At 68.2% G+C, this 24,264-nt stretch carries 22 protein-coding genes, 1 pseudogene and 1 riboswitch; of the genes and pseudogenes, 10 read left to right on the forward strand and 13 right to left on the reverse strand.

Annotated features, from left to right (window positions below):
• A pseudogene (locus AC5P7R_RS10565) lies at positions 1 to 112 on the forward strand (IS110 family transposase); the annotation flags it as partial.
• A 70-nt stretch (positions 113 to 182) separates the two neighbouring features.
• Here AC5P7R_RS10565 and fabB read toward each other — a convergent pair.
• Together fabB and fabA are read right to left on the reverse strand one after the other, a co-directional pair.
• On the reverse strand, positions 183 to 1,391 hold the full coding sequence (fabB, locus tag AC5P7R_RS10570; protein ID WP_019660927.1) for a beta-ketoacyl-ACP synthase I: 1,209 nt from the start codon (positions 1,389 to 1,391) through the stop codon (positions 183 to 185).
• Positions 1,391 to 1,906, reverse strand: a complete 516-nt coding sequence (gene fabA / locus AC5P7R_RS10575) for a 3-hydroxyacyl-[acyl-carrier-protein] dehydratase FabA (protein WP_014035851.1) — start codon at positions 1,904 to 1,906, stop codon at positions 1,391 to 1,393. The genes fabB and fabA overlap by 1 nt, the downstream gene beginning before the upstream one ends.
• Before the next feature lie 191 nt (positions 1,907 to 2,097).
• Here fabA and dinB point away from each other — a divergent pair, with 191 nt between their 5' ends.
• Positions 2,098 to 3,168, forward strand: coding sequence for a DNA polymerase IV (dinB, locus tag AC5P7R_RS10580; RefSeq protein ID WP_021204382.1), 1,071 nt, complete (start codon positions 2,098 to 2,100; stop codon positions 3,166 to 3,168).
• A 269-nt stretch (positions 3,169 to 3,437) separates the two neighbouring features.
• Here the strand turns inward: dinB and AC5P7R_RS10585 are convergent, their stop codons facing one another.
• Both AC5P7R_RS10585 and AC5P7R_RS10590 read right to left on the reverse strand, forming a co-directional pair.
• A complete protein-coding gene (locus AC5P7R_RS10585; RefSeq protein WP_019660929.1) occupies positions 3,438 to 4,349 on the reverse strand; it encodes an MBL fold metallo-hydrolase in 912 nt (303 codons plus the stop codon).
• A gap of 187 nt (positions 4,350 to 4,536) precedes the next feature.
• Positions 4,537 to 5,175 carry an NAD(P)-dependent oxidoreductase gene (locus tag AC5P7R_RS10590; RefSeq protein WP_021203368.1) on the reverse strand — a complete coding sequence of 213 codons (639 nt, stop codon included), beginning with the start codon at positions 5,173 to 5,175 and terminating at the stop codon, positions 4,537 to 4,539.
• A 108-nt stretch (positions 5,176 to 5,283) separates the two neighbouring features.
• Here AC5P7R_RS10590 and AC5P7R_RS10595 point away from each other — a divergent pair, with 108 nt between their 5' ends.
• From AC5P7R_RS10595 to gph, 3 genes are all read left to right on the forward strand, one after another.
• Positions 5,284 to 6,213 (forward strand): LysR family transcriptional regulator, encoded by a 930-nt coding sequence (locus AC5P7R_RS10595; RefSeq protein WP_019660931.1) that lies wholly within the window; start codon positions 5,284 to 5,286, stop codon positions 6,211 to 6,213.
• A complete protein-coding gene (locus tag AC5P7R_RS10600) occupies positions 6,210 to 7,001 on the forward strand; it encodes a class I SAM-dependent methyltransferase (RefSeq protein ID WP_019660932.1) in 792 nt (263 codons plus the stop codon). Before AC5P7R_RS10595 ends, AC5P7R_RS10600 begins: the two co-directional genes overlap by 4 nt.
• A gap of 62 nt (positions 7,002 to 7,063) precedes the next feature.
• Positions 7,064 to 7,732, forward strand: coding sequence for a phosphoglycolate phosphatase (gene gph / locus AC5P7R_RS10605; RefSeq protein ID WP_021203371.1), 669 nt, complete (start codon positions 7,064 to 7,066; stop codon positions 7,730 to 7,732).
• Between the two features lie 121 nt (positions 7,733 to 7,853).
• Here the strand turns inward: gph and btuB are convergent, their stop codons facing one another.
• Positions 7,854 to 9,698 (reverse strand): TonB-dependent vitamin B12 receptor, encoded by a 1,845-nt coding sequence (btuB, locus tag AC5P7R_RS10610; protein WP_227853675.1) that lies wholly within the window; start codon positions 9,696 to 9,698, stop codon positions 7,854 to 7,856.
• A 115-nt stretch (positions 9,699 to 9,813) separates the two neighbouring features.
• Positions 9,814 to 10,036: riboswitch (cobalamin riboswitch) on the reverse strand.
• A gap of 143 nt (positions 10,037 to 10,179) precedes the next feature.
• Between btuB and AC5P7R_RS10615 the strand changes: the two genes are divergently transcribed.
• Positions 10,180 to 10,758 (forward strand): histidine phosphatase family protein, encoded by a 579-nt coding sequence (locus AC5P7R_RS10615; RefSeq protein WP_478436191.1) that lies wholly within the window; start codon positions 10,180 to 10,182, stop codon positions 10,756 to 10,758.
• 90 nt (positions 10,759 to 10,848) lie between these two features.
• Here AC5P7R_RS10615 and AC5P7R_RS10620 read toward each other — a convergent pair whose 3' ends face one another.
• Entirely contained in the window at positions 10,849 to 11,211 is a 363-nt protein-coding gene (locus AC5P7R_RS10620) for a TfoX/Sxy family protein (protein ID WP_021203374.1), read from the reverse strand.
• Positions 11,208 to 11,690 (reverse strand): GAF domain-containing protein, encoded by a 483-nt coding sequence (locus AC5P7R_RS10625; protein WP_005407940.1) that lies wholly within the window; start codon positions 11,688 to 11,690, stop codon positions 11,208 to 11,210. The genes AC5P7R_RS10620 and AC5P7R_RS10625 overlap by 4 nt, the downstream gene beginning before the upstream one ends.
• 68 nt (positions 11,691 to 11,758) lie before the next feature.
• Here AC5P7R_RS10625 and bioD point away from each other — a divergent pair, with 68 nt between their 5' ends.
• Positions 11,759 to 12,442, forward strand: a complete 684-nt coding sequence (bioD, locus tag AC5P7R_RS10630; protein WP_227853674.1) for a dethiobiotin synthase — start codon at positions 11,759 to 11,761, stop codon at positions 12,440 to 12,442.
• Between the two features lie 78 nt (positions 12,443 to 12,520).
• Here bioD and AC5P7R_RS10635 read toward each other — a convergent pair whose 3' ends face one another.
• From AC5P7R_RS10635 to msrB, 4 genes are all read right to left on the reverse strand, one after another.
• A complete protein-coding gene (locus tag AC5P7R_RS10635; protein ID WP_019660938.1) occupies positions 12,521 to 13,972 on the reverse strand; it encodes an aminotransferase-like domain-containing protein in 1,452 nt (483 codons plus the stop codon).
• Positions 13,973 to 14,214: 242 nt separating this feature from the next.
• Positions 14,215 to 14,952, reverse strand: a complete 738-nt coding sequence (gene msrA / locus AC5P7R_RS10640; RefSeq protein ID WP_227853673.1) for a peptide-methionine (S)-S-oxide reductase MsrA — start codon at positions 14,950 to 14,952, stop codon at positions 14,215 to 14,217.
• A gap of 14 nt (positions 14,953 to 14,966) precedes the next feature.
• Positions 14,967 to 16,736 carry a cytochrome c biogenesis protein DipZ gene (locus AC5P7R_RS10645; RefSeq protein WP_197575642.1) on the reverse strand — a complete coding sequence of 590 codons (1,770 nt, stop codon included), beginning with the start codon at positions 16,734 to 16,736 and terminating at the stop codon, positions 14,967 to 14,969.
• Between the two features lie 2 nt (positions 16,737 to 16,738).
• Positions 16,739 to 17,311 carry a peptide-methionine (R)-S-oxide reductase MsrB gene (msrB, locus tag AC5P7R_RS10650; protein WP_111097713.1) on the reverse strand — a complete coding sequence of 191 codons (573 nt, stop codon included), beginning with the start codon at positions 17,309 to 17,311 and terminating at the stop codon, positions 16,739 to 16,741.
• Positions 17,312 to 17,455: 144 nt separating this feature from the next.
• On the opposite strand from msrB, the gene AC5P7R_RS10655 reads away from it, so the two are divergent.
• Both AC5P7R_RS10655 and AC5P7R_RS10660 read left to right on the forward strand, forming a co-directional pair.
• Positions 17,456 to 18,175 (forward strand): response regulator transcription factor, encoded by a 720-nt coding sequence (locus tag AC5P7R_RS10655; RefSeq protein ID WP_111097712.1) that lies wholly within the window; start codon positions 17,456 to 17,458, stop codon positions 18,173 to 18,175.
• Complete coding sequence (locus AC5P7R_RS10660; protein WP_021203380.1) at positions 18,172 to 19,641, forward strand: sensor histidine kinase; 1,470 nt, start codon at positions 18,172 to 18,174, stop codon at positions 19,639 to 19,641. Before AC5P7R_RS10655 ends, AC5P7R_RS10660 begins: the two co-directional genes overlap by 4 nt.
• On the opposite strand, the gene AC5P7R_RS10665 is transcribed toward AC5P7R_RS10660, so the two are convergent.
• Both AC5P7R_RS10665 and AC5P7R_RS10670 read right to left on the reverse strand, forming a co-directional pair.
• Positions 19,638 to 20,984: an ATP-binding protein gene (locus AC5P7R_RS10665; protein WP_031270199.1), complete on the reverse strand. Its 1,347-nt coding sequence runs from the start codon at positions 20,982 to 20,984 to the stop codon at positions 19,638 to 19,640. The genes AC5P7R_RS10660 and AC5P7R_RS10665 overlap by 4 nt on opposite strands.
• The gene (locus AC5P7R_RS10670) at positions 20,981 to 21,670 is read right to left on the reverse strand and encodes a winged helix-turn-helix domain-containing protein (protein ID WP_495213843.1); all 690 of its coding nucleotides are present in this window, start codon (positions 21,668 to 21,670) and stop codon (positions 20,981 to 20,983) included. Before AC5P7R_RS10670 ends, AC5P7R_RS10665 begins: the two co-directional genes overlap by 4 nt.
• Before the next feature lie 350 nt (positions 21,671 to 22,020).
• Here AC5P7R_RS10670 and asnB point away from each other — a divergent pair, with 350 nt between their 5' ends.
• Positions 22,021 to 23,922 carry an asparagine synthase (glutamine-hydrolyzing) gene (gene asnB / locus AC5P7R_RS10675; RefSeq protein ID WP_021203383.1) on the forward strand — a complete coding sequence of 634 codons (1,902 nt, stop codon included), beginning with the start codon at positions 22,021 to 22,023 and terminating at the stop codon, positions 23,920 to 23,922.
• Positions 23,923 to 24,264: the final 342 nt, after the last annotated feature.

Below are 24,264 nucleotides of genomic sequence, written 5' to 3' on the forward strand. Positions count from 1 at the left end.
CAACATCCTGGCCAGAAAGCTGGCCAGGATCGCTTGGGGCGTCTTCAAGAGCGGCCGGGACTTTGACCCGGCCATGCTGAAAGTGGGTCAAGCCTGCTTCCAGCAGGCTTGACCACGAACATAGGATCTCGGCTCTACATCTATTGGTGGGTGCCGACCGTTGGTCGGCACACCTGCCCCCATCACACCCGCCCGAACACCAGCGCGGCGTTGGTGCCACCGAAGCCGAAGCTGTTGGACATCACCGTGTCCAGCGTCTGCGCGCGGCTTTCGCGCAGGATCGGGAAGCTCTCCACCTTCGGGTCCAGTTCGCCGATGTTGGCCGAACCGGCAACGAAGCCATCGCGCATCATCAGCAGGCAGTAGATCGCCTCGTGCACGCTGGCCGCACCCAGCGAATGGCCGGACAGCGCCTTGGTCGAGGACAGCGGCGGCACCGCATCGCCGAACACTTCGCGGATGGCGTTGAGCTCGGTGACGTCGCCCAGCGGCGTGGAGGTGCCGTGGGTGTTGAGGTAATCCAGCGGGCGATCGACGCCCTGCAGTGCCATCTTCATGCAGCGCACCGCGCCTTCACCGGACGGGGCGACCATGTCGGCGCCGTCGGAGGTCACGCCATAGCCGATCAGTTCGGCATGGATGCGCGCGCCGCGCGCAACGGCGTGGTCGTAGTCCTCCAGCACCAGCATGCCACCACCGCCGGCGATGACGAAGCCGTCGCGGTCCTTGTCGTACGGGCGCGAGGCGCTGGCCGGGGTCTCGTTGAAGCTGGTCGACAGCGCGCCCATCGCATCGAACATCACGCTCATCGACCAGTGCAGGTCTTCGCCGCCACCGGCGAACATGATGTCCTGCGCGCCATGGCGGATCATGTCCGCGGCGGCGCCGATGCAGTGCGCCGAGGTCGCGCAGGCGGCCGACAACGAATAGCTGACGCCCTTGATCTGGTAGGCGGTGGCCAGGCAGGCCGAGACCGTCGAGCACATCGTGCGCGGCACCATGTACGGGCCGACCTTGCGCACACCACGTTCGCGCAGCAGGTCGACCGCGCCGATCTGCCATTCGCTGGAGCCGCCACCGGAACCGGCGATCAGGCCGGTGCGCAGGCTGCTGACCTGCTCGGCGCTGAGCCCGGCATCGGCGATGGCATCGCGCATGGCCAGGTAGGCGAAGGCCGCCGCGTCGCTCATGAAGCGCTTCTGCTTGCGGTCGATCAGCGCCTCCAGATCGAGGTCGACACGACCGCCGACCTGGCTGCGCAGGCCCGCTTCGGCGTGGTCGGCCAGGGCGGTGATGCCCGAGCGCCCTTCGCGCAGCGCGGCCGAAACGGTATCCAGATCATTGCCGAGGCAGGAGGTGATGCCCATGCCGGTGATGACGACGCGACGCATCAGAAGCTCCCGGTTTCGGTGAACAGGCCGACGCGCAGGTCGCGGGCGCTGTAGATTTCGCGATCATCCACGTACATGCGGGCATCGGACTGGGCCATCACCAGCTTGCGGTTGATGACCCGGCTGATGTCGATCTCGTAGCGTACGAGCTTGGCGTCCGGCAGTACCTGGCCGGTGAACTTCACCTCGCCACAGCCCAGCGCGCGGCCCTTGCCGGGGGCGCCCAGCCAGGTCAGGAAGAAGCCGGTCAGCTGCCACATGGCATCCAGGCCCAGGCAGCCTGGCATCACCGGGTCGCCGATGAAGTGGCAGCCGAAGAACCACAGGTCCGGGCGGATATCCAGCTCGGCGCGTACCATGCCCTTGCCGTGCGGTCCGCCGTCCTCGTGGATGTCGGTGATGCGGTCGAACATCAGCATCGGATCGTTGGGCAAACGGCCGGCGGCGGTGCCGAACAGTTCACCGCGTGCGCTGGCCAGCAGCTGTTCGCGGTTGAACGCGTGGAGACGGGTCATGAAGCACAATCCTGGAAGCGGGGAAACAGGGAAACAAGCGTTCGAGGATGCCCGTGGAAACTGCGCCGATCAAACATTTCAACCGTACGCAACCGTAGTGTTTTCAATGGAATACGCGCATCCTGTTGATGTGCAACGACCATACTTCGGCGTGTGGCCCGTTCGGCACGCCCCCGCTCTTTCCGCCTGACATGACCCGACTGCGCAAGATCATCCACGTCGACATGGACGCGTTCTACGCGTCGGTGGAGCAGCGCGACGATCCGTCACTGCGCGGCAAGCCGGTGGTTGTGGCATGGCGCGGCGCGCGCTCGGTGGTGTGTGCGGCGTCCTACGAGGCACGCGTGTTCGGCGTGCGTTCGGCGATGCCGGCGCTGCGCGCCGAACGCCTGTGTCCGGACGCGATCTTCGTGCCGCCTGACTTTGCACGTTACAAGGCGGTGTCACGCCAGGTGCGCGAGATCTTCCTGCGCCACACCGACCTGGTCGAGCCGTTGTCGCTGGACGAGGCCTACCTGGACGTGACCGAGCCGAAGAGCGGCATCGAACTGGCCACCGACATCGCCCGCACCATCCGTGCGCAGATCCGTGAGGAGACGAACCTGACCGCTTCAGCCGGGATCGCGCCGAACAAGTTCCTGGCCAAGATCGCTTCGGACTGGCGCAAGCCCGATGGCCAGTTCGTGATTCCACCGCAGCGGGTGGACGCGTTCCTGCTGCCGCTGCCGGTGAACCGGGTGCCCGGCGTCGGCAAGGTGATGGAAGGCAAACTTGCCGCGCGTGGCATTGTCACCTGCGGCGATCTGCGGCAATGGGCATTGACCGATCTGGAAGAGGCGTTCGGCAGTTTCGGCAGCAGCCTGTACAACCGCGCACGCGGCGTCGACGAGCGGCCGGTGGAACCGGACCAGCAGGTACAGTCGATCTCCTCGGAGGACACCTTTGCCGAGGACCTGCTGCTGGAAGACCTGGGCGAGGCGATCGTGCAACTGGCGGAGAAGACCTGGAAGGCCACGCGCAAGACCGAGCGCGTCGGCCACACCGTGGTGCTGAAACTGAAGACCGCGCAGTTCCGCATCCTCACCCGCAGCTTCACCCCGGAGCGCCCGCCGGAATCGATGGAAGAACTGCGCGACATCGCGCTGGCCCTGCGCGCCCGCGTCGACCTGCCGGCGGAGACCCGTTACCGCCTGGTCGGCGTCGGCCTGGGTGGCTTCCGCGAAAAGGAACCGGTGGTGCAGGGGGAATTGTTCGAGCACTGATCATTGCCGTGCCGACCAACGGTCGGCACCCACCAACAGCAGCAGGTTCCGTCAGCAGCAGGAAACTTTCGAAGGCGGGGTGGGGCCGGTTGCGGGGGCGTGAGCCGCATGGATGCGGCGACCGAGCTTACATGGACGTACTTGCAGCGTCCCCCGCAACCGGACCCACCTCGCCATCCCACGGATAGCCAGCTGTTGCTGTTGCTTCGGCTGTTGCCGTTGCATTGAGCAGGTGCAGGGCGCAGCCCTGCAAAAGAAAACTCCCTACCTCATGGCCACTGCATCTCGCCCTTGGCCACCTTCGCGCTCAGCTCCAGCGATGCGACGCCATCCAGCTTCGGGTAGCGCGACTGCATTGCCTGCACCAGCGCCGCACTGTCCTTCGCCTTTGCCGCTTCGATATCGAACGTGCGGATGTAGTCCGCAGTGAAGCGCAGTGCACTGGCATCCAGCGCCGCACCTGGCGCGTAATGCCCCGGCACCACCACCTTCGGCTTCAGCGCCTGCAGCTGCTGCAGGGTCTGCAGCCAGTCGGCATGTGACTTCGGCGTCTGCGTGTCGGCCATCCACACGTGCTCGCCCGCCACCACCGGAATGCCACCGACGATCGCGCGCAGCGACGGCACCCACAGCACGGTGCGGTCCGGGGTCGGTCCGTCCAGGCCGATCAGCGGCAGGCGCTGGCCTTCCAGTTGCAGGGCATCGCCCTCCAGCACCTGCGGCAGCACGATGCGCGCGGGCACGTCGGCAGCCATCTTCGGGCCCCAGTAGGCCAGCTTGCCGGCCTGTGTCTGCTGGATGTGGGCAACGGTCTGCGCGGTAGCGACGATGCGCGCCTGCGGGAACGCATCCTGCAGCGTGGCCAGGCCGAAGTAGTAGTCCGGATCGCCGTGGCTGATATAGATCGTGGTCAACTGCTTGCCGCTGGCGCGGATCAGCTCGACCAGTTTGCGCGCGTCGCTGGCACCGAACTGCGCATTGACCAGGATCGCGTCGTGGCGGCCTTCGATCAGCACCGAGGACACCGGGAACATTGCCTGCGGGCCGGGATGGAAGGTCTGCAGGTGCAGTTGGGATTTCGTCGCGGTGGTCGGCGCCGCGGTGGCCGGTGCGGCCAGCAGCGGCGCACTGGTGAAAGTGGCGGCCAGGGCGAGGGGAAGCAGCAGGGCAGCGGTACGCATGGGAATTCCTTGTCTAGAGCCGGGCCAATGCCCGGCTGCATGTTCGCGTAGAGCCGAGCGCGGGCTATGCCGGGCGTCCTTGCCCGGCCCCCTACGGGCCGTCGCAAGCGATGTTGGCAACGGCTCCTGCCGTTGCCTTCGGCTCTACAGGGAGGTAGCGCCGGGCCATGCCCGGCGGACGGCATGATCAATACGCTGCCGTGATGATCTGCTTGGGGTACTTGTGCGCTTCCAGCTCGGCGACGAACGCCGCGCCGTAGTCGGCATAACTGATGCGGCTGTGGCCGCTGGCGTCGGCCAGGAAGGCCCTGGGCTGCACGCGGTAATGGCCCCGCTCTTCGCCCGGGCCGATTTCGGCGGCCGGCGAGAAGAAGGTCCAGTCCAGGTCGTCCACCGCCTGCAGTCGATTGAAGGCTTCTCGATGGGCCAGCGCGTATGGCTTGTAGGCCTCCGGGAAGGTGGGGGTATCGACCAGCTGCACGCCGGGTGCGACTTCCAGGCTGCCGGCACCGCCGACCACCACCAGGCGCGGTACACCGGCCTTGCGCGCGGCCGCGGCCAGCTGTGCGGCCACCTCGCCGACGCGGCCGATGTCATCGCCCGGGCGTGGGCCGTAGGCGCTGGCCAGCACGTCGTGGCCGGCGATGGCGGCGACCAGCGCGTCCTGGTCATCCAGCGAGGCGACCACCGGATGGGCGCCGGCCAGTTCGGCCGGAAGATCCTGCGCGCTGCGCACGATGACAGTGAGTTCGTGGCCGTTCGCCAGCGCGTGGCGGGCGATCTGGCGGCCGATGTTGCCGGTGGAACCGACGAGGGCGATCTTCATGGCAGGACTCCGTGGGGCGGTGTGGGGGGGGGACGCGGCCACTGTAGGCCGCTGCAGTCGCTCGAAAAACAGCGTATAACGCGCTTGTTTGTTGCATGGATCGAGCATATGGACCGATTGACCGCCATGACCGTGTTCGTCGAGGTGGCCGAGCGCGGCAGCCTGACCGCAGCGGCAGAGGTGCTGGACATGTCACGGGCGATGGTCAGCCGTTACCTGGCCGAGGTCGAGGGTTGGCTGGGCGCGCGCCTGCTGCACCGGACCACACGGCGGGTCAGCCTGACCGGCCCCGGCGAAGCGGCGCTGGCGCGCTTCCGGCAGATGCTGGCGATAAGTGAGGAACTGCAGGGCGAGCTGGCCAGCGATGATCCCGAACCGCACGGCACGCTGCGGGTGACCGCCAGCGTGTCGTTCGGGCAGAGCCACTTGGCACGAGCGGTGGCCGGTTTCGTCGCGCGCCATCCTGCCGCGCGCATCGAACTGCTGCTGGTCGACCGCACCGTGAACCTGGTGGAAGAACGGGTGGACCTGGCCGTGCGCATCGCGCGCCAGATCGATCCCAGCCTGATCGCACGGCGGCTGGCGACCTGCCGCTCGGTGCTGTGCGCGACGCCGTCCTACCTGGAGGCGCGCGGTACGCCAACCGCTCCCGAACACCTGGCCGCGCACAACTGCCTGACCCACCACTACGTCGGCAAGAGCCTGTGGCAGCTGCACCGCGATGGCCGTTCGCTGTCGGTGGCTGTGGGCGGCAACATCAGTGCCAACGAGGCATCGCTGCTGCTGGAGGCGGTGCGGGCCGGTGCCGGTATCGCCATGCTGCCGACCTACCAGGTGGCGCCGATGCTGCGCAGTGGCGAACTGGTCGAACTGCTGCCCGAATTCAGTCTGGACGAGCTCGGCATTCATGCCGTGTACGCATCACGGCGACAGCAGCCCGCTATCATGCGGCGATTCCTGGACTTCCTGGGCGAGTGCTTCGCCGGCCCGGCCTTCCAGGATCTGGATTGGCGCCCGCCGGGCACGGAGGATACATGAACCATGGACAGGCCTTGATCGACCACAACCGTGCTGCCTGGGACCGCCAGGCCAGTGAAGCGCGCGAATGGTCGCGCCCGGTGGAAAGCTCAACGATTGCTGCCGCGCGCGCAGGCCGCTGGCAGGTGCATCTGACGCCGCGCGCGTTGCCGCTGGACTGGATGGGCGACGTGCGCGGCCGTCGCATCCTGTGCCTGGCCTCGGGTGGTGGCCAACAGGCACCGGTGCTTGCTGCCGCTGGCGCCGATGTCACCGTGTTCGACCTCTCCGACGGGCAGCTTGAACAGGACCGCGCGGTCGCCGCGCGCGATGGCCTGCAGCTGCGCACCGTGCAGGGTGACATGCGCGACCTGCACGTGTTTGCCAATGACAGTTTCGATGTGGTGTTCCACCCGATCTCGAACCTCTACGTCCCTGACGTGCGCCCGGTATGGACTGAATGCCGCCGCGTGCTGGCGCGCGATGGCATGCTGATGGCCAGTTTCTACAATCCGGTGCTGTTCGTGGGTGCGCGCGATCCGCAGCTGGATGCACAGGGCCTGATCCGTCCGCAGTACGCCATTCCCTATTCGGACCTGGAAGACCTGCCGCAAGCCGAACGCGAGGCGAAGCTGGCCCGTGGCGACGCATTGACCTTTGGCCACAGCCTGACCGAGCTGATTGGTGGCCAGCTGGATGCCGGCTTCGTCATCGATCGCTTCATGGAAGACTGGCAGCCGCGGCCGCGCTTCCTGATCGACCGTTATCTTCCCACCTTCCTGGCCACCCGGGCGCGCCGGATCGGTTGAGGCGGATCGGCGCGGAAACCAGCGGCGTACAATGGGGGCCCACGTCGTGCAGGTACCGTTCCTTGTCGTATCCCTATCCACTGGTCGTGTTCGACCTTGATGGCACGCTGGTCGACAGCGCAGCTGATATCGCCGAAGCGCTGAACCGCACGCTGGAGGACATCGGCATGGCACGCGTGCCGGAAGCCACCGTGCTCGGCTGGATCGGCGACGGTGTGCGCCGCCTGGTCGAACAGGCCGTGCATGCGGCAGGCCGCGAGGTCGACCTGGTCGAAGTGATGCCGGTGTTCATGGTGCACTACCGTGAATGCCTGCTGCGCAGCCCGCGCCTGTTCGATGGCGTGGCCGACGCACTGGCGCAGCTGCGCGCGCGCGACGTGCCACTGGCGATCTGCACCAACAAGCCCGAAGCACTGGTGCCGCCGCTGCTGCAGCACCTGGGCATTGGTGATGCGTTCGCGCTGATACTGGGCGGTGATTCGCTGCCGCAGCGCAAGCCCAGTGGCGAACCGCTGCGGCACATCGCCGCGCATTTCGCGCTGCCGGTGGAGGCGTGCCTGATGGTGGGAGATTCGTTGACCGACTACCGCGCCGCCGAAGATGCGGGCATGCCGATCGCGCTGGTGCGCTACGGCTATCCGCGCGGCCTGGACCTGGGCAGCGCGCACGCGGTGGCAGTGATCGACGACCTGCGTGAGTTGCCGGGGTTGGCCGCGGGCGTTCGGGCGTAGAGCCGAGCCCACGCTCGGCTGCTTTTCATTGCGTGAGCCGAGCATGGGCTCGGCTCTACAGTAGATCGACGCCATGCGTCGATGGCATCAGGAGGCGCCGGGCGATGCCCGGCGCGCGCCTTCATTTCGGCTGGTAACGCACGCTCAGCTGGTACTCGCGGCCGGGCTGGTTGAACCACGCCACGGTCTCGTAGCGGCGATCGAACACATTGGCGACACGCGCCAGCAGCGTCCACGACGGCGTCAGCGCGTACTCGGCGCGCAGGTCCAGCGTACCGTAACCGCCGACCTTTATCGTGTTGGCTGCATTGTCATAACGCTTGCCTGAACCCTGAACCGTCAGACCGGCGCGGAAGTCGCCGAAGCGGCGGTCGATGTCCAGGCGTGCGGTCTGCTGCGCGCGGCGCGGCAGCCAGTTGTCGAACTGGGTGCTGCCATGGGTACGGTTGCGCGGGTCGGTGTAGCTGAGCTGTGCGTTGATGTCGAAGCCGGCCAGCAGCACGCCACCGGTCAGTTCGGCGCCGCGGATGCGGGCCTTCTCCACTTGCTGCATCCTGAAGGTCGCCGCATCGTAGGTAATCAGATCATCGATGCGGGTTTCATATACGTCCAGGCCCCAGTGCCAGCCCTGTCCCTGCTGCGAAACGCCCAGGTTGGCGCTCTTGGACTTCTCCGGGTTCAACGTCGGCACGCCGCTCCACGGGTCGTACAGATCGCTGAAGGTCGGCGCCTTGAACGCGGTGCCATAGCTGGCGTTGAGGCGCAGGCCGTGGCCCAGTTCCATCGCCCAGCCGGCGCTGCCGGTGGCGTGGTTGCCGAACTGCTGGTTGTCGTCGTTGCGTGCGCTGACCTGCAGCTGGTGGCGGCCGAAGCGGCCCTGGTACTGCACGAACACGCCGGTGCTGCGACGGCTGTCGACGAGGTACCCGGCGCTGCTGCCATCCAGGTTGTCTTCGCTCCAGTCCACGCCGGTGCTCAGCAGCTGGCCTTCGGCCATGCCGAAGTCGCCCTGCAGCGAGGCGCTGTCACGATGGGTCTGGGCGCTGCCACGGGCATCGAAGTCGCCGAAGTTGTCCGACTCGTTGTCACTGCGGCCGACATTGGCGGTGAACGCCAGGCGTTCGGACGGGGTGTAGCGCAGCTTGCCGGACAGCACCTGCTGGCGGGTTTCCGAATAGTTGTAGTAGCCGTCGTAATGGTTCTTTCCGTCGGCACGCAATGCACTGCCTTCCACGTTCCATTGGTCGTTGAAGGTGTAGCCACCGCGCAGGCTCTTGGACAGGTTGCGGTAGCCGTCGCGGTCATGCTCGTCGGCAAAGCAGCCCGCGGTGAACACCGAGGAGGAGCCGCGGCAGGCATCGATGCCATCGGAATGCTGGTAGGCGATGTCAGCGCCGAACCAGCCGCGTTCGGTGCCGCCGCCAATGCCGCCACTGGCCTCGCGCAGTCCATTGCTGCCGCCACCGAGCTGGAAATGCGGGGCGAAGTCACCCTGGCTGCGGCGGGTGAAGATCTGGATCACGCCACCGATGGCGTCCGCGCCGTACAGGCTGGACTGCGGGCCACGCACGATCTCCACGCGCTCGATCTGTGCCAGCGGCAGGTCCTGGTACATCGCCAGGCCGAGGTCGGCGCTGTTGATGCGCACGCCATCGACCAGCACCACGGTGTGGCCGGAGTTGGTGCCGCGCAGGAACAGCGAGCTCTGCTTGCCCAAGCCGCCGGCATTGGTCAGGTTGATGCCGGCGCGGCCGCGCAGCAGTTCCTGCAGCGAGGTGGCCTGGCTGGATTCGATCTGCGCGCGGTCGATCACCTGGGCCGGCGCGATGCTGTCCTGCAGGGCGATCGGGGTGCGGGTCGCAGTGACCAGGATCTGGTCGAGCGCGGTGGTGTCATTGGCGGCCTGGGCCAGCGCGGGCAGGGCGGCCAGCACGGCCAGGGACAACATTCGGGACTGCAGCTTCATGGGGGACTCCAGGTGCCACGCACGCCCGCGTGGCGAAGGGGAGGAGCCGCGAAGGCAGGCACGCGCCGATGCCGCAGCGCACGCCACGGTCATCCAGCGCCATGCCCACCGCATCGCGACCTGAGGCTTCCGGGCCGGTCTCCGGGCTTGCCGCCGGGCGGCGCGAGGCCGCCGTCCAGGCGCCTTCCCATGCCTGAGGCACAGTGGCAGTGTTGCCCGGAACTGACGTGCTTACCGTTGCGGGGGCAGCGCCGGCCTGGCGTGGAATCACGCGTCACCGGCTTCCCGTTTCAACCTGCCGGCCGTGGCCGCAGGTCACCTGGAAGTGCGCGCAGTCTACGGCATCGCAGGCAGTCCCGTTGCGTCGCGCCTGCTCGACTGCCTTTGCTGTGCCCTTAGAATGGTCCCTCGATCCCGTGGTGCCGTTGCCGATGTCCGCCCGTTTTCCGCTGTCCCCGCGTTGCCTGTACGGAACGCACGCATGATCCTCGACCTGGTCCGCCATGCCGGCAACGGTCGCGATGAGTTCCTCGATGGCCGCAGCGACCCACCGCAGCTGGCCCGCCTGCCGCAGGAACTGGTCGACGCCTACGCCGCGCAGCCCTGGGAGCGGGTGATCAGTTCGCCGCGGCTGCGCGCGCTGCACACGGCAATGGCGCTGGCCACGCCGCGCGGGCTGGACGTGGAAGCGGACGAGGAATGGGAGGAACTGGATTTCGGCGATTGGGACGGGCATTCGCTGTTCGACCTGCCGGAGGATGCACTGGCTGCCTTCCATGCTGACCCGCATGCGTTCCCGCCGCCGAACGGCGAAAGCTGGGGCCACTTCGAGCGGCGCATCGCGCGCGCGCTGGATCGCCTGCTCGATGATGACGATCCGGTGCCGACGCTGGTGGTCAGCCATGGCGGCCCGCTGCGCATGGTGCTGTCGAAGGTCTGCGGCCTGCCGATGTCGCTGTGCTGGGCGCTGCGCATCGACCATGGCACGCGCCTGCGTGTGTGGCTGGAGCGCGGTGAGGCCGGGCTGGTGGGCGAATTGCTGGAGCTGCAGCAGCCCTGACCCATCGGTAGTGCCGGCCGCTGGCCGGCAGCCTCGGAAACGCTGCGAAGATCATGCAGTTGCCGGCCAGCGGCCGGCACTACCATGCCGTCAATCCTCGTCCGCATCCTCGGCAACGCTGTCTTCCGCGTCATCGTCGGCATCGAAGCGCTGCTCATGCACCGGGCCCGACGCCGGGCCGGCCGCCTTCAGCGGATGCGCGGCGATGCGCGCTTCATAGTCCTGTACCAGCGCATCGCGCTGCGGCTCGCTCAGTTCCTGCCAGTGGCAGTCCAGCAACGCACCTTCCAGCGAGTACAGCAGGTTCAGGCTGGGCTTGAAGCCGGCACGCTTGACCTTGACGAAGGCACCGACCGCTCCGATCGCGACCAGGTCGTCGCGGCTGCGCAGGCCGACCTGGCGCAGCCAGGCCGCGCTCTTGGGGCCGATGTTGCGCAGCTTGGGTGCGTTCATCCCAGCGCCTCGACGAACACGCGGGCGATGGCTTCCAGGCCGGCCTGGTCGTCGGCATCGAAGCGGCCCACCTTCGGGCTGTCGATGTCGAACACGCCGATCAGTTCATCGCCGCGCAGCAGCGGCACCACCAGCTCCGAACGCGAGGCCGAATCACAGGCGATGTGGCCGGGGAAGGCGTCGACATCCTCCACGCGCTGGGTGACCCGCTGGCTGGCGGCGGCACCGCACACGCCCTTGTCCAGCGGGATGCGCACGCAGGCCGGCAGGCCCTGGAACGGGCCGACCACCAGTTCCTTGCCATCGTACAGGTAGAAACCCACCCAGTTCAGGTCGGGCAGGGCGTGGTAGACCAGTGCGGAGAGGTTGGCCGCGTTGGCGATGCGGTCGGACTCGGCGTAGACCAGGCCACGGGCCTGTTCCAGCAGCTGGGCGTATTGTTCCGGCTTGCTGCCGGTGAGCGAGGCATTGGCGAACATGCCCGCAGTCTAGCAAGCGCGACGGGCCGGCGATAATGCACGCTCTGTTGCCCTGTTGGAGCCAATCGATGCCGTTGCCTGCCACGCTGCCGCCCGCCCTGTTCGTTACCGGCACCGACACCGAAATCGGCAAGACCGCGGCCAGCACTGCGCTGCTGCATGCGCTGCGCCGGCGCGGCCTGCGTGCAGTCGGCATGAAGCCGGTGGCCAGTGGCAGCGAAGACCTGGGGCAGGGCCTGCGCAACGAGGACGCGCTGGCACTGCAGGCGGCCAGCTGGCCGGTGCCGGACTATGCCGACCTGAACCCGTATGCGCTGCGGCAGCCGCTGGCACCGGAGCTGGCGGCGGCCGAGGACGGCGTGCAGGTGGAACTGGCGCCGATCGTGGCCGCGTTCGCGCGACTGCGCGCGCAGGCCGATATCGTGGTGGTGGAGGGGGTTGGCGGTTGGCTGGCGCCGGTCTCGGCCACGCTGGACCAGCTCGACCTGGTGCGTGCGCTGCAGCTGCCGGTGCTGCTGGTGGTGGGCATGCGGCTTGGCTGCGTCAACCATGCGCGGTTGACTGCGCAATCACTGCAGGCCAGCGGCGTGGACCGCCTGGGCTGGATCGGCAACCACATTGATCCTGCGATGCAGCGCCAGGACGAGAACATCGCCACGCTGCAGCAGCGCCTGCCGATGCCGTGCTGGGGACGGCTGCCGCATCTGCCGGGGACGGATGGTCAGATCCTGAGTACGCACCTGCTCGACTGACCTGCTTCCTGTAGAGCCGAGCCCATGCTCGGCTCAGCGGGGACCGTCAGCGAAGGGCAGCCGAGCGTAGGCTCGGCTCTACAGGAGCTGGCGCACTGCCAGCTCCCGCGCAATCGCACCCAGCCGCTCCACCGCACCGATGAAGCGCGCATCCAGGCTCTGGCAGCACGACAGCCGCAGGCAGTGGCGGTAGCGTGCGCCGCGCGAGTACACCTGGCCCGGCATGAACACGATGTCCTCCAGCAGCGCTCGCTCGAACAGCTCGCGCGTGTCCACGCCCGGCAGTTCCAGCCACAGCAGGAAGCCGCCCTGCGGTTCGGTGGCGCGGGTGCCGGCCGGGAAGTGTTCGGCCACCAGCTGGCGCAGCCGCCCGACCTGTTCGCGGTACAGGCGGCGCATGCGGTGCAGATGGTGCTCGTAGCTGCCTGCTTCCAGATACGCGGCCACCGCATCGCCGAGCAGCTGCGGCTCGCCGCCGGTGGACTGGAACTTCAGCAGTGCGATGCGCTCTGCGAAGCGGCCGCCATCCAGCCAGCCGATGCGGTAATCCGGCGCCAGTGTCTTTGAGAAGCCACCGACCACCATCACCCAGCCATCGCGATCGAAGGCTTTCAGCAAGGGTGCCGGCGGTTCGCAGAACTGCAGCTCGGCGTACACCGCATCCTCGATCAGCGGCAGCTGCCGTGCGTTGACCAGTTCGGCCAGGTGTTGTTTGGCGGCGGTCGGCATGGTGCAGCCGAGCGGGTTGTGCACGGTCGGCATCACCACCAGTGCGGCCAGCGGCCTGTGCTCCAGCAGCGCATCCAGTGCATCCACGTCCAGTCCGTGCTGCGGGTGGGTGGGCAACTCGATGGCCTGCAGGCCGAGGTTGGCCAGCAACGGATACAGGTTGAAGTAGGACGGCGCCTCGATGCCCACCGCGTCACCGGGCTGGGTGACCGCGCGCAACGCCAGCTGCAGGGCTTCCATCGCACCATGGGTCAGCAGGAGTCGCTCGGCGTGGGTGTGCAGTCCCATGCGCGGACTGCGGCGCACGATCTGTGCCAGCAGCCGGGGGGAGCCGTTGGGTCTCGCATAGGTCTCCACCGTCTGCTGGCCGTGGCGCAGCACCTGCGCGGTATGCCGGGCCAGCTGCGCGCCGGGATAGAACTGGCGACCACGTGGGCCGGCGAAGGCCAGATCGACCACACCCGGGCGGCGCTGTGCTTCCAGTACCCGGGCCATCAGGACCTGCTGCAGCGGCGCGGTGGGCGCGGATGGGGTGTCGCGCAGCGAACGCTCCGGCACCGACAGCCGCGGCGCAACTTCGAAGCCCGCCTTCGGCCGCGGAATCACCAGTCCGGCATCTTCCAGCTGGCGATAGGCGGCAATCACCGTGTTCAGGCTGAGCCTGCGCTGCAGGGCCATCTGCCGCAGCGAAGGCAGGCGGCTGCCGACCGGAAGGCGGCCACCATGAATGGCTTCGGCCAACTCATCCGACAGCCGTTGATAGCGGGGGGGAATCATCGAGGCCTGGTCATCTGTATCCATCGAATATCCCGCCATCTGGTGCTGTACCCATGATGATGGCGAGCCTAGCATGTCGTTGTCGGCCGGGCCTGATCGGGGCACGGCCGATACTTCCCAAACGCACGGCTGGATGGCCGTGCGTCTTTTTTTGTGTGTAGAGCCGAGCCCATGCTCGGCTGCACTTCCGCCAACAGCAGCCGAGCGTGGGCTCGGCTCTACAGAGAGCACCGCCGAGCGTCGGTCAGGCCAAGGGGGAATGCCGGCTACCGCATCGGCACCAGCGCCGCCTCGCGCCGGTACAGCGCCGGGAACTGCTTGCCCAGCGCCGCAAGCTTCGGTGCGTCGTAGTAGCGGATGTAGGCGGCCTGCGGGTAGTTCGCCATGTAGTTCTGGTGGTAGCTTTCGGCCGGGTAGAAGCGCTGGCCGCTGACCAGCTGGGTGACGATCGGTGCGCGGTAGCTGCCGGCCTGGCCGAGCTGGGCGATGTAGGCGCGGCTGGCTGCCTGCTGGCGGGCGTCATCGGTGAAGATTGCCGATCGATACTGGCTGCCGTGGTCCGGCCCCTGGCGGTTGAACTGGGTCGGGTCGTGTGCCACCGAGAAGAACACCTGCATCAACTGCCCGTAGCTGACCTGGCGCGGGTCGTAGTCGATCCTCACTGCTTCGGCGTGGCCGGTCTGGCCGCTGCTGACCCGCTCGTAACGCGCGTCGGCGGCGCTGCCGCCGATGTAGCCGGACACCGCATTGCTCACGCCCTTGACGTGCTGGAACACGCCCTGCACGCCCCAGAAGCAACCGCCGGCGAACACCACGCTGGCGTGGGTCGCGTCATCGCGGAACGCCGCATCGCCCGTGGGTGCCGGTAGTGCCTGGGTCTGCGCGCTGGCTTCGACCGGCGCCGCAGCCGCGCCGTGGTCGACCAGCAGCACACCGGCGATCAATGCGGTGGCCACCAGTCCGGCGACACCGGCGGCGATGCCCTGTTCAAAGGAGAGTTTCATCATGTCCTCCGGTTTCAACCAAAAGTGAAGGCATAGGCCTGCACGCCCGCATCGAGGAATTCGATCTCGAAGCGGTGCGGACCGACCGTGCCGCGCTGGCGCACCAGCTGGTACAGGCGGTGCTCGTCGACCACGCCACTGCCATCGGCATCGACATCGCTGCCGGCATCGGCGGAGGGCAGCGGCTTGCCGTCCAGCCAGACGCGAAAGCGCACCGGCGTGCCGTCGCGGGTCGGTGCCAGCACCAGGTGCAGGTCGCGCGCATGGAACTGGAAGGCAATGCGGCCACCGGCCCGCTGCAGCTCTGCGGCCTCGTCGGTAATGGTCCAGTGGCCGGACAGTCCCCACTGGTTCAACGCCAGGGTGGTCGGCAGCGTGTAGTCGAACGCGCTGTCGCTGCGCTGTCCGCCGGGTGAGGCGAACTGCTCGGCACGGGCGTGGCCGAGGTAGGTTTCCGGCGAGCGCAGGTTGCCCATGTCGGCCTGCACGGCCACGCCCTTCAGGTCGGCGGCAGCGGGATCGGCCGGTGGCGGCAGGTTCGTCTGCCCGGCTTCGGCCAGCAGGCGACGGATCACCTGTTCCGAGCGCGCGTAGTTGCCTTCGCCGAACTGGTGGCCGCGGATGTTGCCCTGCGCATCGACGAAGTACTGCGCCGGCCAGTAGCGGTTGTTGAACGCGCGCCAGATCGTGTACTGGTTGTCGAGCGCCACCGGGTACTCGACCTTCAGCTGCTGCACCGCCTTCATCACGTTGCGTGGGTCACGCTCGAAGGCGAACTCCGGCGTGTGCACGCCGACCACCACCAGGCCGTGGTCACGGTAGCGGCGTTCCCATTCGTGCACGAACGGCATCGCGCGCAGGCAGTTGATGCAGGAGTACGTCCAGAAATCGACCAGTACCACCTTGCCGCGCAGCTGCTGGGCCGTCAGCGGTGGGCTGTTGAGCCAGCCGGTGGCGCCGTCCAGCGCGGGCAGGGTGCCTTCCACCGGTAGCGGTGCATCGGCTGCGGCGTTGGCACCGGCCATCATCATCATCGGCGGTGCCGCCGGCTGCGCACCGGGTACCGCATCCAGCAGGCCCTGCTCGATGCGTGCGGTGCTGACCGTCGAAAGACGGGTGAGCAGGCCGGTATCCCAGCCCAGACCAATCGCCACCACCGCCAGCAGCGCGGCTACGCCCAGCACCTTGCGCAGTACGTCGCCCAGCCCAAGCCGCGCCTGCAGCGCGCGGAACACGCGGCCACCTACCCATACCGCCAGCGCCAGCGCGCTGATCGCACCCAGCGCATACGCCAGCAGCAGCGCACTGGTACCGGCACTGGCGCCATGCAGGGCGGCACCGGTCAGCACCAGGCCGAGGATCGGCCCCGCGCAGGGCGCCCACAGCAGGCCGGTGGCGACGCCGATCAGCAGCGAGGTCCACGCGCCGCCGTGCCCCGCGGCATCCGCCGCATCGGCACGCGCGCTCAGCCGTGCGCCGACGCGCTGGAATGGCGCCAGCAGATGGTCGGCCAGTCGCGGCCACAACAGTGCCAGCGCGAACAGCGCCATCAGCAGCAGGGCGACCCAGCGTCCGACCTGGTTGGCCTGCGCCACCCATTGGCTGCCCACCGCAGCCAGGCTGGCGACCACGGTGAAGGTGAGCGCCATGCCCAGCAGCAACGGCAGCGTGCTGCGCAGGAAGGGGCGGTCGGCACGCGCGAACACGAACGGCAGCACCGGCAGGATGCACGGGCTGAGCAGGGTCAGCGCGCCGCCGAGGTAGGCAAGCAGCAACAGCAGCATCGTCAGGCTCCGGAAGCAGGGGAAGAACCGACCGGCACCCGCCAGCCGTCGGCGGTACCGTCCGTGGCGCCGGGAACGAACACCATCGCCGCACCGTTCATGCAGTAGCGCAGCCCCGTCGGGCGCGGGCCGTCGTTGAACACGTGGCCAAGGTGGCCACCACAGCGGCGGCAGTGCACCTCTACCCGCAGCATCCCGAAGGTCACGTCGCGGTCTTCGCCGATGGCGTTGTGCAGCGGTGCCCAGAAGCTGGGCCAGCCGGTGCCGCTCTCGAACTTGGTGGAGGAGGAGAACAGCGGCAGTGCACAGCCGGCGCAGGCGAAGGTGCCTTGCCGGTGTTCCTTGTTGAGCGGGCTGCTCCAGGGGCGTTCGGTGCCCTGCTGGCGCAGCACCGCGTACTGCGCCGGGGTCAACCGCTGGCGCCATTGCGCATCGCTGTGCATGACCTCGAACTGTCGCGGCGGGCGCGCTTCAGCGGCCGCCGGGGCGGCGCGGCTGCAGGCCCCCAGACCGAGCAGGCCGGCAGCGGTGGCAACACCACCCAGGCCCAGCAGATGGCGGCGGGACAGGGACATGGCGGACTCCGGGAAGGGGCGACGGGGCCATGCTGCGCCCGCCCGGGTCAACGAATCCTCACGCAGGATTCAATTTTTCGTGAGGTATCGGCGGCCGCCCCGCGCCACAATGCTGCCAGCCTCCCCACTGGCCCCGAGCTGCCGATGTCGACCAAACGCGTGCTGATCGTTGAAGACGATGCCCACATCGCCGACCTGCTGCGCATGCACCTGGGCGATGAGGGCTACGACGTGGCCCATGCCGCCAGCGGCGATGCCGGCCTGCGCCTGCTGGAGCATGAAGGTCCGTGGGATGCATTGGTGCTGGACGTGATGCTGCCCGGCGTGGATGGCCTGCAGGTCTGCCAGCGTGCACGCGCGATGGCGCGCTATGTGCCGATCATCATCATCAGCGCGCGCGGCAGCGAAACCCAGCGCATCGTCGGCCTGGAACTGGGCGCGGACGATTATCTGGCAAAGCCCTTCTCGATGCCGGAACTGGTAGCGCGGGTGCGCGCATTGCTGCGCCGCGCCGAGGCGATGGCGCAGAGCGCACGCATCGATGCCGGCGCGATCGAACTGGGCGGCCTGCAGCTGGATCCGGTCGCGCGCACCGCCTCGGTGGATGGCAACGCGCTGGAGCTGACCCCGCGCGAGTTCGACCTGCTGCTGTTCTTCGCCCGTCATCCGGACCAGGTGTTCGCGCGCATGGAACTGCTCAACCAGGTCTGGGGCTACCAGCACGATGGCTACGAACACACGGTCAACACCCATATCAATCGCCTGCGCAGCAAGATCGAGCCGGACCCGGCCAACCCACGGCGGTTGCTGACGGTGTGGGGCCGCGGCTACAAGCTGGTCGATCCGGCCGGGGCGGCGGCATGATCAAGCCGAACCTGTGGCAGAAGCTGGCGGTGGTGACCGCTGCGCTGATGCTGGCGTGCTGCATGGCGCTGCTTGCACTGCAGATGCGGGCCAACACCCGCCACGAGCAGGAGGTGGTACAGCGGCTGTCGCTGGGCCTGGCCGAGCACATTGCCCAGCGCAGCGAGCTGATGGATACCAGCGGCATGCGCGATGCCGCCGTGCGCGCGCTGTTCGGCCAGCTGATGGCGGTCAACCCCAGCGTCGAGGTCTACCTGCTGGACGACCAGGGCCGCATCCTTGGCCACGATGCGCCCAGTGGGCACCTGGTGCGCACCCGGGTGGACGTGGCGCCGCTGCGCCGCCTGCTGGCGGGAGCACCGTTGCCGATCCTCGGTGATGATCCGCGCAGCGCCGATGGCCGCAAGGTGTTCAGTGCTGCACCGTTGATCGTGCAGGGCCGCCAGGCCGGCTATGTGTACGTGGTGCTGGTGGGCGAGCACCGGCAGATGCTGGCCGACGACCTCGCTGCCGGCAGCCAGTGGAACACCACGCTGTGGTCGGTGGCACTCGTTGGTGGCCTCGGCCTGCTGGCCGGGCTGGTGGCCTTCTACTGGGTGACACGCCCGCTGCGGCGGCTGACCCGGCGCATCCAGGCCTTCGACATCGATGCACCCACGCCACTGCCGCCGGCGGAGCCGCTGCGCCCGGGTGAGCGCGATGAACTGGTGATCCTCGAACATGCGCATGCGCAGATGGCGCGACGGTTGGGCGAGCAGTGGCAGCAGCTGCGCCAGCAGGATCTGCAGCGCCGCGAGCTGGTCGCCAACATCTCGCATGACCTGCGTACGCCGTTGTCGTCGCTGCATGGCTACCTGGAAACACTGGCGTTGAAGGACGCCACGCTGTCGCCGGACGAGCGGCGCCGTTATCTCGGCATCGCGCTGGCACAGAGTGCCAAGGTCGGCCGGCTGGCACGCGCGCTGTTCGAGCTGGCGCGGCTGGAACATGGCGAAGTGCGCCTGGAGTGGGAAGTGTTCGCGCTGCCGGAACTGCTGCAGGATGTGCTGCAGAAATTCGAGCTGGCGGCGCAGGCGCGCAACCAGCACCTGCACGCCGAGTTCCCGCCCGGCCTGCCGCTGGTGCGTGCCGATCTGGGCCTGGTCGAGCGGGTGCTGACCAACCTGCTCGACAACGCGCTGCGGCATGCACCCGAGGGTGGGCAGATCGAGGTGCGCCTGCGCGCAACCGATGACAGCGTGGAGGTGAGCGTGGCCGATGATGGCCCCGGGGTGGCGCCAGCGCTGCGCACCCACCTGTTCCAGGCACCGGCCGCGCTCGGCGCTCGGCGTGGCGAGAACGGCGGGCTGGGCCTGCTGATCGTGCAGCGCATCGTGCAGCTGCATGGGCGCAGGATCGAACTGCGTGACAGCGCGAGCGGCGCGTTGTTCGTGTTTGCCCTGCCACGCGCCGAACCGGCGGCCTAGCAGGCCGGTTCGCCCGTCACCGCACCGCCGCTTTCCAGCGGCAGTTTCAGGCGGATGCACGCACCTCCCAGTTCGGAGTCGGTCACTTCAACGTGGCCGCCGTGCTTGTCGGCCACCACCTGCACCAGCGCCAGGCCGAGGCCGAAGCCCGGGCTGCCCGGGTCCAGCCGCACGTAGGGTTGCAGTACCTGGCCGCGCAGTTCGGGTGCGATGCCGGGGCCGTCGTCCTCCACCTGCAGGCACAGCCAGCCGTCATTGACGGTGCTGGCAATACGGATCTGCCGGCGCGCGTAACGCAGTGCATTGCCGAGCAGGTTGCGCAGTGCCAGCTCCAGCATGTGCCGGTTGACGTTGACCAGGCCCACCGGCGACAGCGCCTGCTGCACCGGCACCGGCAGCGGCGCGAACTGGGCGACCACGCCGCGCACCAGCGCCGCCAGCTGCAGGCGCTGGCGGGTCAGCTGATGGCAGCGACCCAGTGCGGCGTACTCGACGCCGGCGTCGGTCAGGTGCTGCAGCCGATCCACATCGGTGCGCAGGCCGCCCAGCGCATCGCGCTGCACGTCGTCGAGTGCGCTGTCTTCCAGCTCGGCCAGGCCGAAACGCATCCGTGCCAACGGCGTGCGGACTTCGTGCGCCACCGCCTGCGCGAGCACCCGCTGGCTTTCCAGCAGTTGCTGCAGCTGCTCGGCCATGTGGTTGAAGGCATTGGCCAGCGGCCGCACCAGTGCGGTGCCGGCGCGCGGCGCACGCGTGTCCAGCTGGCCGTCGCGCATCCGCCGCGCCGCCTGGGCCAGCTGCGAGACGTCGCGCCACAGCCGGTAGACCATCACGTACATCGGCAGTGCCACCGCCACCATCAGGATCAGCAGCAGGATCGCCACGCCGGAGACTTCGCTGTCCTGCCAGCTTTCGTCAGGCAGCGCTGCGTCCAGCGGCCCCAGCATCAGCGCGTAGCCGCTGTCACCGATGCGCTGCAGGCTGCGCATGTGCTCCAGGTCGATCTGCACCCGGCCGTTGTTGAATGGCGGTCGCTGGCTGGACTGCAGCGCCTTCACCGCCTCGGCCAAAGGAACCAGGCGTAGGGCATAGGCGAAATCAGCGTCGAGTTCGCGGGCCAGCGCCGGCCACTGTTCACGCGGGGTTTCGGCGAAGCGATGCTGCAGCAGCGCGTGCGTGCCGCGCATCTCGGCCTGCAGGCCGGCTTCGGTGCGGTCTTCCAGCAGCGCGTCCCAGGCCCACAGGCCCAGCACGATCAGCAACAGATGGGCGAGCAGGAAGCCGATGCCGTAGCGCAGGAAGTGGAAGGCGTGGCCGCGCATCGCCGACGGCGTGCGCGTCATCCCCATGCCGAGCGGCTGAACAGGTAGCCGCGGCCGCGAACGGTCTTGATCCGTTCTGGCTGCTCCGGGTTGTCGCCCAGCTTGCGGCGCAGGCGCGAGATGCGGGCATCGATCGAGCGGTCCAGGCCGTCGAAGGCGATCCCGCGCAGGCCGCGCAGCAGCGCATCGCGGTCCAGGATCTGGCCGGCGTTGCTGGCCAGCAGGAACAGCAGGTCGAACTCGGCGGTGGTCAGTTCCAGCAGGGCGCCCTGCAGGTGTACGTTGCGGGTGGAGGGGTCGATGTTCAGCTCGCCGAAGCGCAGGCTGCCGTCGCGTGGCTCGACCCGGCGGTGGCGGCGCAGGTGGGCGCGCAGGCGGGCCAGCAGCACCCGTGGTTCGATCGGCTTGCCGATGTAATCGTCGGCGCCCAGTTCCAGTCCCAGCACCTGGTCGATGTTGTCGGTGCGGGCGGTCAGCACGCAGATGATGCCGTCATAGTGGGGCCGGATCTGCCGACACACTTCGAAACCATCCTGGTCGGGCAGGCCGACATCGAGCAGGACCAGCGCCGGCTTTTCCGCCAGGATCCGGGCCACTGCCCGTTCGCCGCTGCGTTCATGGGCGACCCGGTAGCCATGCCGCTGCAGGTAGTCACTGACCATCGTTCCCAGGCGGGCATCGTCTTCGACCAGTACGATATCCAGCATTTCCAAGGCCTCCGTGGACGCAAACGTACCGCCACGGCACGAGCGCGGCGATGCTATCCCAGCCTGCGGGCCGCCCGGGTCGAGCGGGTGGGCGCCATTCAGCCGGGGTTGCTGGCGCTGGGGCCGCACTCCAGGCCTGGCAACAGCTTGGCGTTGAGCATAGCCTGAGACTGTTACAAAGCGTTACCTTCGTGATACGTCTGGTGACCATCGCTGACAGCAACGCGACTGACGCGGGGCCGTCAGGGCGCAGAGCATGGAGTCTCCTCCGCTCCGCGTGCCGTTCCCATGTCGCCCGCCGCCGCCTGCCTGCTGACCCCGTCCCGCCGCTGCCGCTGCGGAGGTGCCCGATGAGCGGCGTGGTCGGGGCCTGGCTGCCGCCCGCCGAGGACGAACACCTGCTGCAGCAGCTGGCGCCGATGCTGCGCACCCTGCAGCAGCGCGGCCGGGGCCGCATCGGCTACTGGACCGACGCCGAGGCCGGCCTGGCGTTGGGCCATTGCCGGGCGCCCACCGATACGCCGTTGCAGCCCCTGAGTTCAGACTGTGGTCGTTACGTGCTGTGCCTGGATGGCCGGTTGTACAACCGGGCCGACCTGCAGTCGCAGCTGCGCGATCTGCCGCGCAGCTGCAGCGATGCCCGGCTGCTGCTGCAGGCGATCGTCGAATGGGGCGTGGAGCGGGCGCTCTCCCGCATCGAGGGCGCATTTGGTTTCAGCGTATGGGACCGCGAATCGCGCGAACTGTGGCTGGCCCGCGACCCGGTCGGCGAGCGGCCGCTGTACTACGGCTGGTATCAGGGCCAGTTCCTGTTTGCCTCGGAAATGAAGGCGCTTCAGGCCTTCGCCGGCTTTGCCCCGAGCATCGACCAGGATGCGCTGAGCCTGCTGTTGCGCCATGACTATGTGCCGGCACCACACACCATCTACCGCGGTATCCACAAGCTGGTGGCAGGCGCGATGCTGCGCATCGATCTGAATGACCATGCGGCTGGCGGTTCCAGCCAGGCCACACAGGGCGGCTCACGCTACTGGTGTGCACGCGATGCGATGCAGAGCGCGCTGCAGGAACCACTGCAGCCGGCACCCAGCCTGGAGCAGGCCACCGACCAGCTGGAAGCGGTACTGCAGAAGGCCATTGCCGCACGCATGCACTCGCCGCTGGCCTGCGGCGCGTTCCTGTCCGGAGGCACCGATTCCTCATTGGTAACCGCAATGATGCAGGCGCAGTCGACTCTGCCGATCGAAGCCTGGACGGTCGGTTTCGACGATCCCGGCCATGATGAGAGCGACTGGGCCTCGCAGGTCGCGCGTCACCTGGGCGTGCAGCATCACCTGCACCGCATGGACGCGCGCCAGGGCCTGGACCTGCTGCAGCGCCTGCCGCAGGTCTGGTGCGAGCCGTTCGCCGATGCCTCGCAGCTGCCGACCCTGCTCGCCAGCGAACTGCTGGGCGCTCGCAAGCCGGTCGCACTGACCGGTGATGGCGGCGATGAACTGTTCTTCGGTCACCCCAGCTACGGCCGCGCGCTGCGCAATGCACGCCTGTGCGGCGGCCTGCCGGACTGGGTGCGTGACCTGGCACGGCGCAGCGGCAACCGGATGAACGTGGAGCGAGGCCGCCTCGGCGGCTGGCGTGCGCTGGTGGCGGAAGTCGCCGCCAACGACGTGGAAGGCCACTACCTGCAGCGCGTGACGCGCTGGCGGCAGCCGGCGCAGGTGGTGCTGGGTGCACGCGAGCCGATGACGATCTTCCAGCAGCAGGACACCGCGCTGCCGGCCGAGGCGCGCATCCAGCTGCTGGATTTCCGCATGGACCTGGCCGAGGGCATCCTTGCCAAGGTTGATCGCGCGGGCATGGCGGCGGGCGTTGAAACCCGTGCGCCATTGCTGGACATGGAGGTGGTGCGCCTGGCCTGGCGCCTGCCGCAGCACCTGAAGTACCACGATGGCGAACACAAACTCATTCTGAAGAATCTGTTGGCACGCTACCTGCCCGAGCCGCTGGTGTACCGTCCCAAGCGTGGCTTTGGCCCGCCCATGGCGCGCTGGCTGGCCGGTCCGTTGCGCGATTGGGCGGAGGCGCTGCTGGACCCGCAGCTGCTTCGCAACCAGGGCTGCTTCGATGCGGCACGCGTGCGCGGCATCTGGGAAGCGTTCCTGCGCGGCGAGCGCAAGTGGCACACGCACCTGTGGAACGTGCTGATGTTCCAGGCGTGGCACCAGCATTGGCATGGTGGTCGCGGGCGCTGAGGTTCCTTCGCGGGTTGTCCTGCGCGGCGCAGGGCGGAGGCCCTTGCGTACGAATGTCCTCCGGCGCCGGCCGTTGGCCGTCACCTCCCCCTTTACTTCGTACGCAAGGGCCTCCGCCCTGCGTTCGGAGTTCGTCGGCGCCTCGTTGAAAGGCGCCACGAGCGCTGCGCTTTACCTGCCGTAAGCCGAGTCTCGTCGGGGCGGGCGGGGGGCTGGGCAAAGTAAAGGAGGAGGTGGCGGCCAACGGCCGGCGCCGGGACATTTGCCCAGGCCCCTGCCTGTCCCTGCGGGGCCCCTCAGTTCGCAGAGACATCGGACGAAGACGCACTCCGGAATCCGGAC

The sequence above is a fragment of the Stenotrophomonas sp. YJH_SMC_27 genome, from assembly GCF_059369815.1.

Excerpts from the sequence above, each read along its gene's own strand:
- AC5P7R_RS10590 (WP_021203368.1), bottom strand. The coding sequence starts at position 5,175 with ATGAAGATCGCCCTCGTCGGTTCCACCGGCAACATCGGCCGCCAGATC.
- AC5P7R_RS10620 (WP_021203374.1), bottom strand. The coding sequence starts at position 11,211 with ATGAACGCACCCAAGCTGCGCAACATCGGCCCCAAGAGCGCGGCCTGG.
- AC5P7R_RS10585 (WP_019660929.1), bottom strand. The coding sequence starts at position 4,349 with ATGCGTACCGCTGCCCTGCTGCTTCCCCTCGCCCTGGCCGCCACTTTC.
- fabA (WP_014035851.1), bottom strand. The coding sequence starts at position 1,906 with ATGACCCGTCTCCACGCGTTCAACCGCGAACAGCTGCTGGCCAGCGCA.
- AC5P7R_RS10600 (WP_019660932.1), top strand. The coding sequence starts at position 6,210 with ATGAACCATGGACAGGCCTTGATCGACCACAACCGTGCTGCCTGGGAC.
- AC5P7R_RS10660 (WP_021203380.1), top strand. The coding sequence starts at position 18,172 with ATGATCAAGCCGAACCTGTGGCAGAAGCTGGCGGTGGTGACCGCTGCG.
- msrB (WP_111097713.1), bottom strand. The coding sequence starts at position 17,311 with ATGTCCCTGTCCCGCCGCCATCTGCTGGGCCTGGGTGGTGTTGCCACC.
- AC5P7R_RS10645 (WP_197575642.1), bottom strand. The coding sequence starts at position 16,736 with ATGCTGCTGTTGCTGCTTGCCTACCTCGGCGGCGCGCTGACCCTGCTC.
- AC5P7R_RS10625 (WP_005407940.1), bottom strand. The coding sequence starts at position 11,690 with ATGTTCGCCAATGCCTCGCTCACCGGCAGCAAGCCGGAACAATACGCC.
- AC5P7R_RS10665 (WP_031270199.1), bottom strand. The coding sequence starts at position 20,984 with ATGACGCGCACGCCGTCGGCGATGCGCGGCCACGCCTTCCACTTCCTG.
- AC5P7R_RS10635 (WP_019660938.1), bottom strand. The coding sequence starts at position 13,972 with ATGGATACAGATGACCAGGCCTCGATGATTCCCCCCCGCTATCAACGG.
- btuB (WP_227853675.1), bottom strand. The coding sequence starts at position 9,698 with ATGAAGCTGCAGTCCCGAATGTTGTCCCTGGCCGTGCTGGCCGCCCTG.
- AC5P7R_RS10615 (WP_478436191.1), top strand. The coding sequence starts at position 10,180 with ATGATCCTCGACCTGGTCCGCCATGCCGGCAACGGTCGCGATGAGTTC.
- bioD (WP_227853674.1), top strand. The coding sequence starts at position 11,759 with ATGCCGTTGCCTGCCACGCTGCCGCCCGCCCTGTTCGTTACCGGCACC.
- dinB (WP_021204382.1), top strand. The coding sequence starts at position 2,098 with ATGACCCGACTGCGCAAGATCATCCACGTCGACATGGACGCGTTCTAC.
- AC5P7R_RS10670 (WP_495213843.1), bottom strand. The coding sequence starts at position 21,670 with ATGCTGGATATCGTACTGGTCGAAGACGATGCCCGCCTGGGAACGATG.
- asnB (WP_021203383.1), top strand. The coding sequence starts at position 22,021 with ATGAGCGGCGTGGTCGGGGCCTGGCTGCCGCCCGCCGAGGACGAACAC.
- AC5P7R_RS10595 (WP_019660931.1), top strand. The coding sequence starts at position 5,284 with ATGGACCGATTGACCGCCATGACCGTGTTCGTCGAGGTGGCCGAGCGC.
- AC5P7R_RS10655 (WP_111097712.1), top strand. The coding sequence starts at position 17,456 with ATGTCGACCAAACGCGTGCTGATCGTTGAAGACGATGCCCACATCGCC.
- fabB (WP_019660927.1), bottom strand. The coding sequence starts at position 1,391 with ATGCGTCGCGTCGTCATCACCGGCATGGGCATCACCTCCTGCCTCGGC.
- msrA (WP_227853673.1), bottom strand. The coding sequence starts at position 14,952 with ATGAAACTCTCCTTTGAACAGGGCATCGCCGCCGGTGTCGCCGGACTG.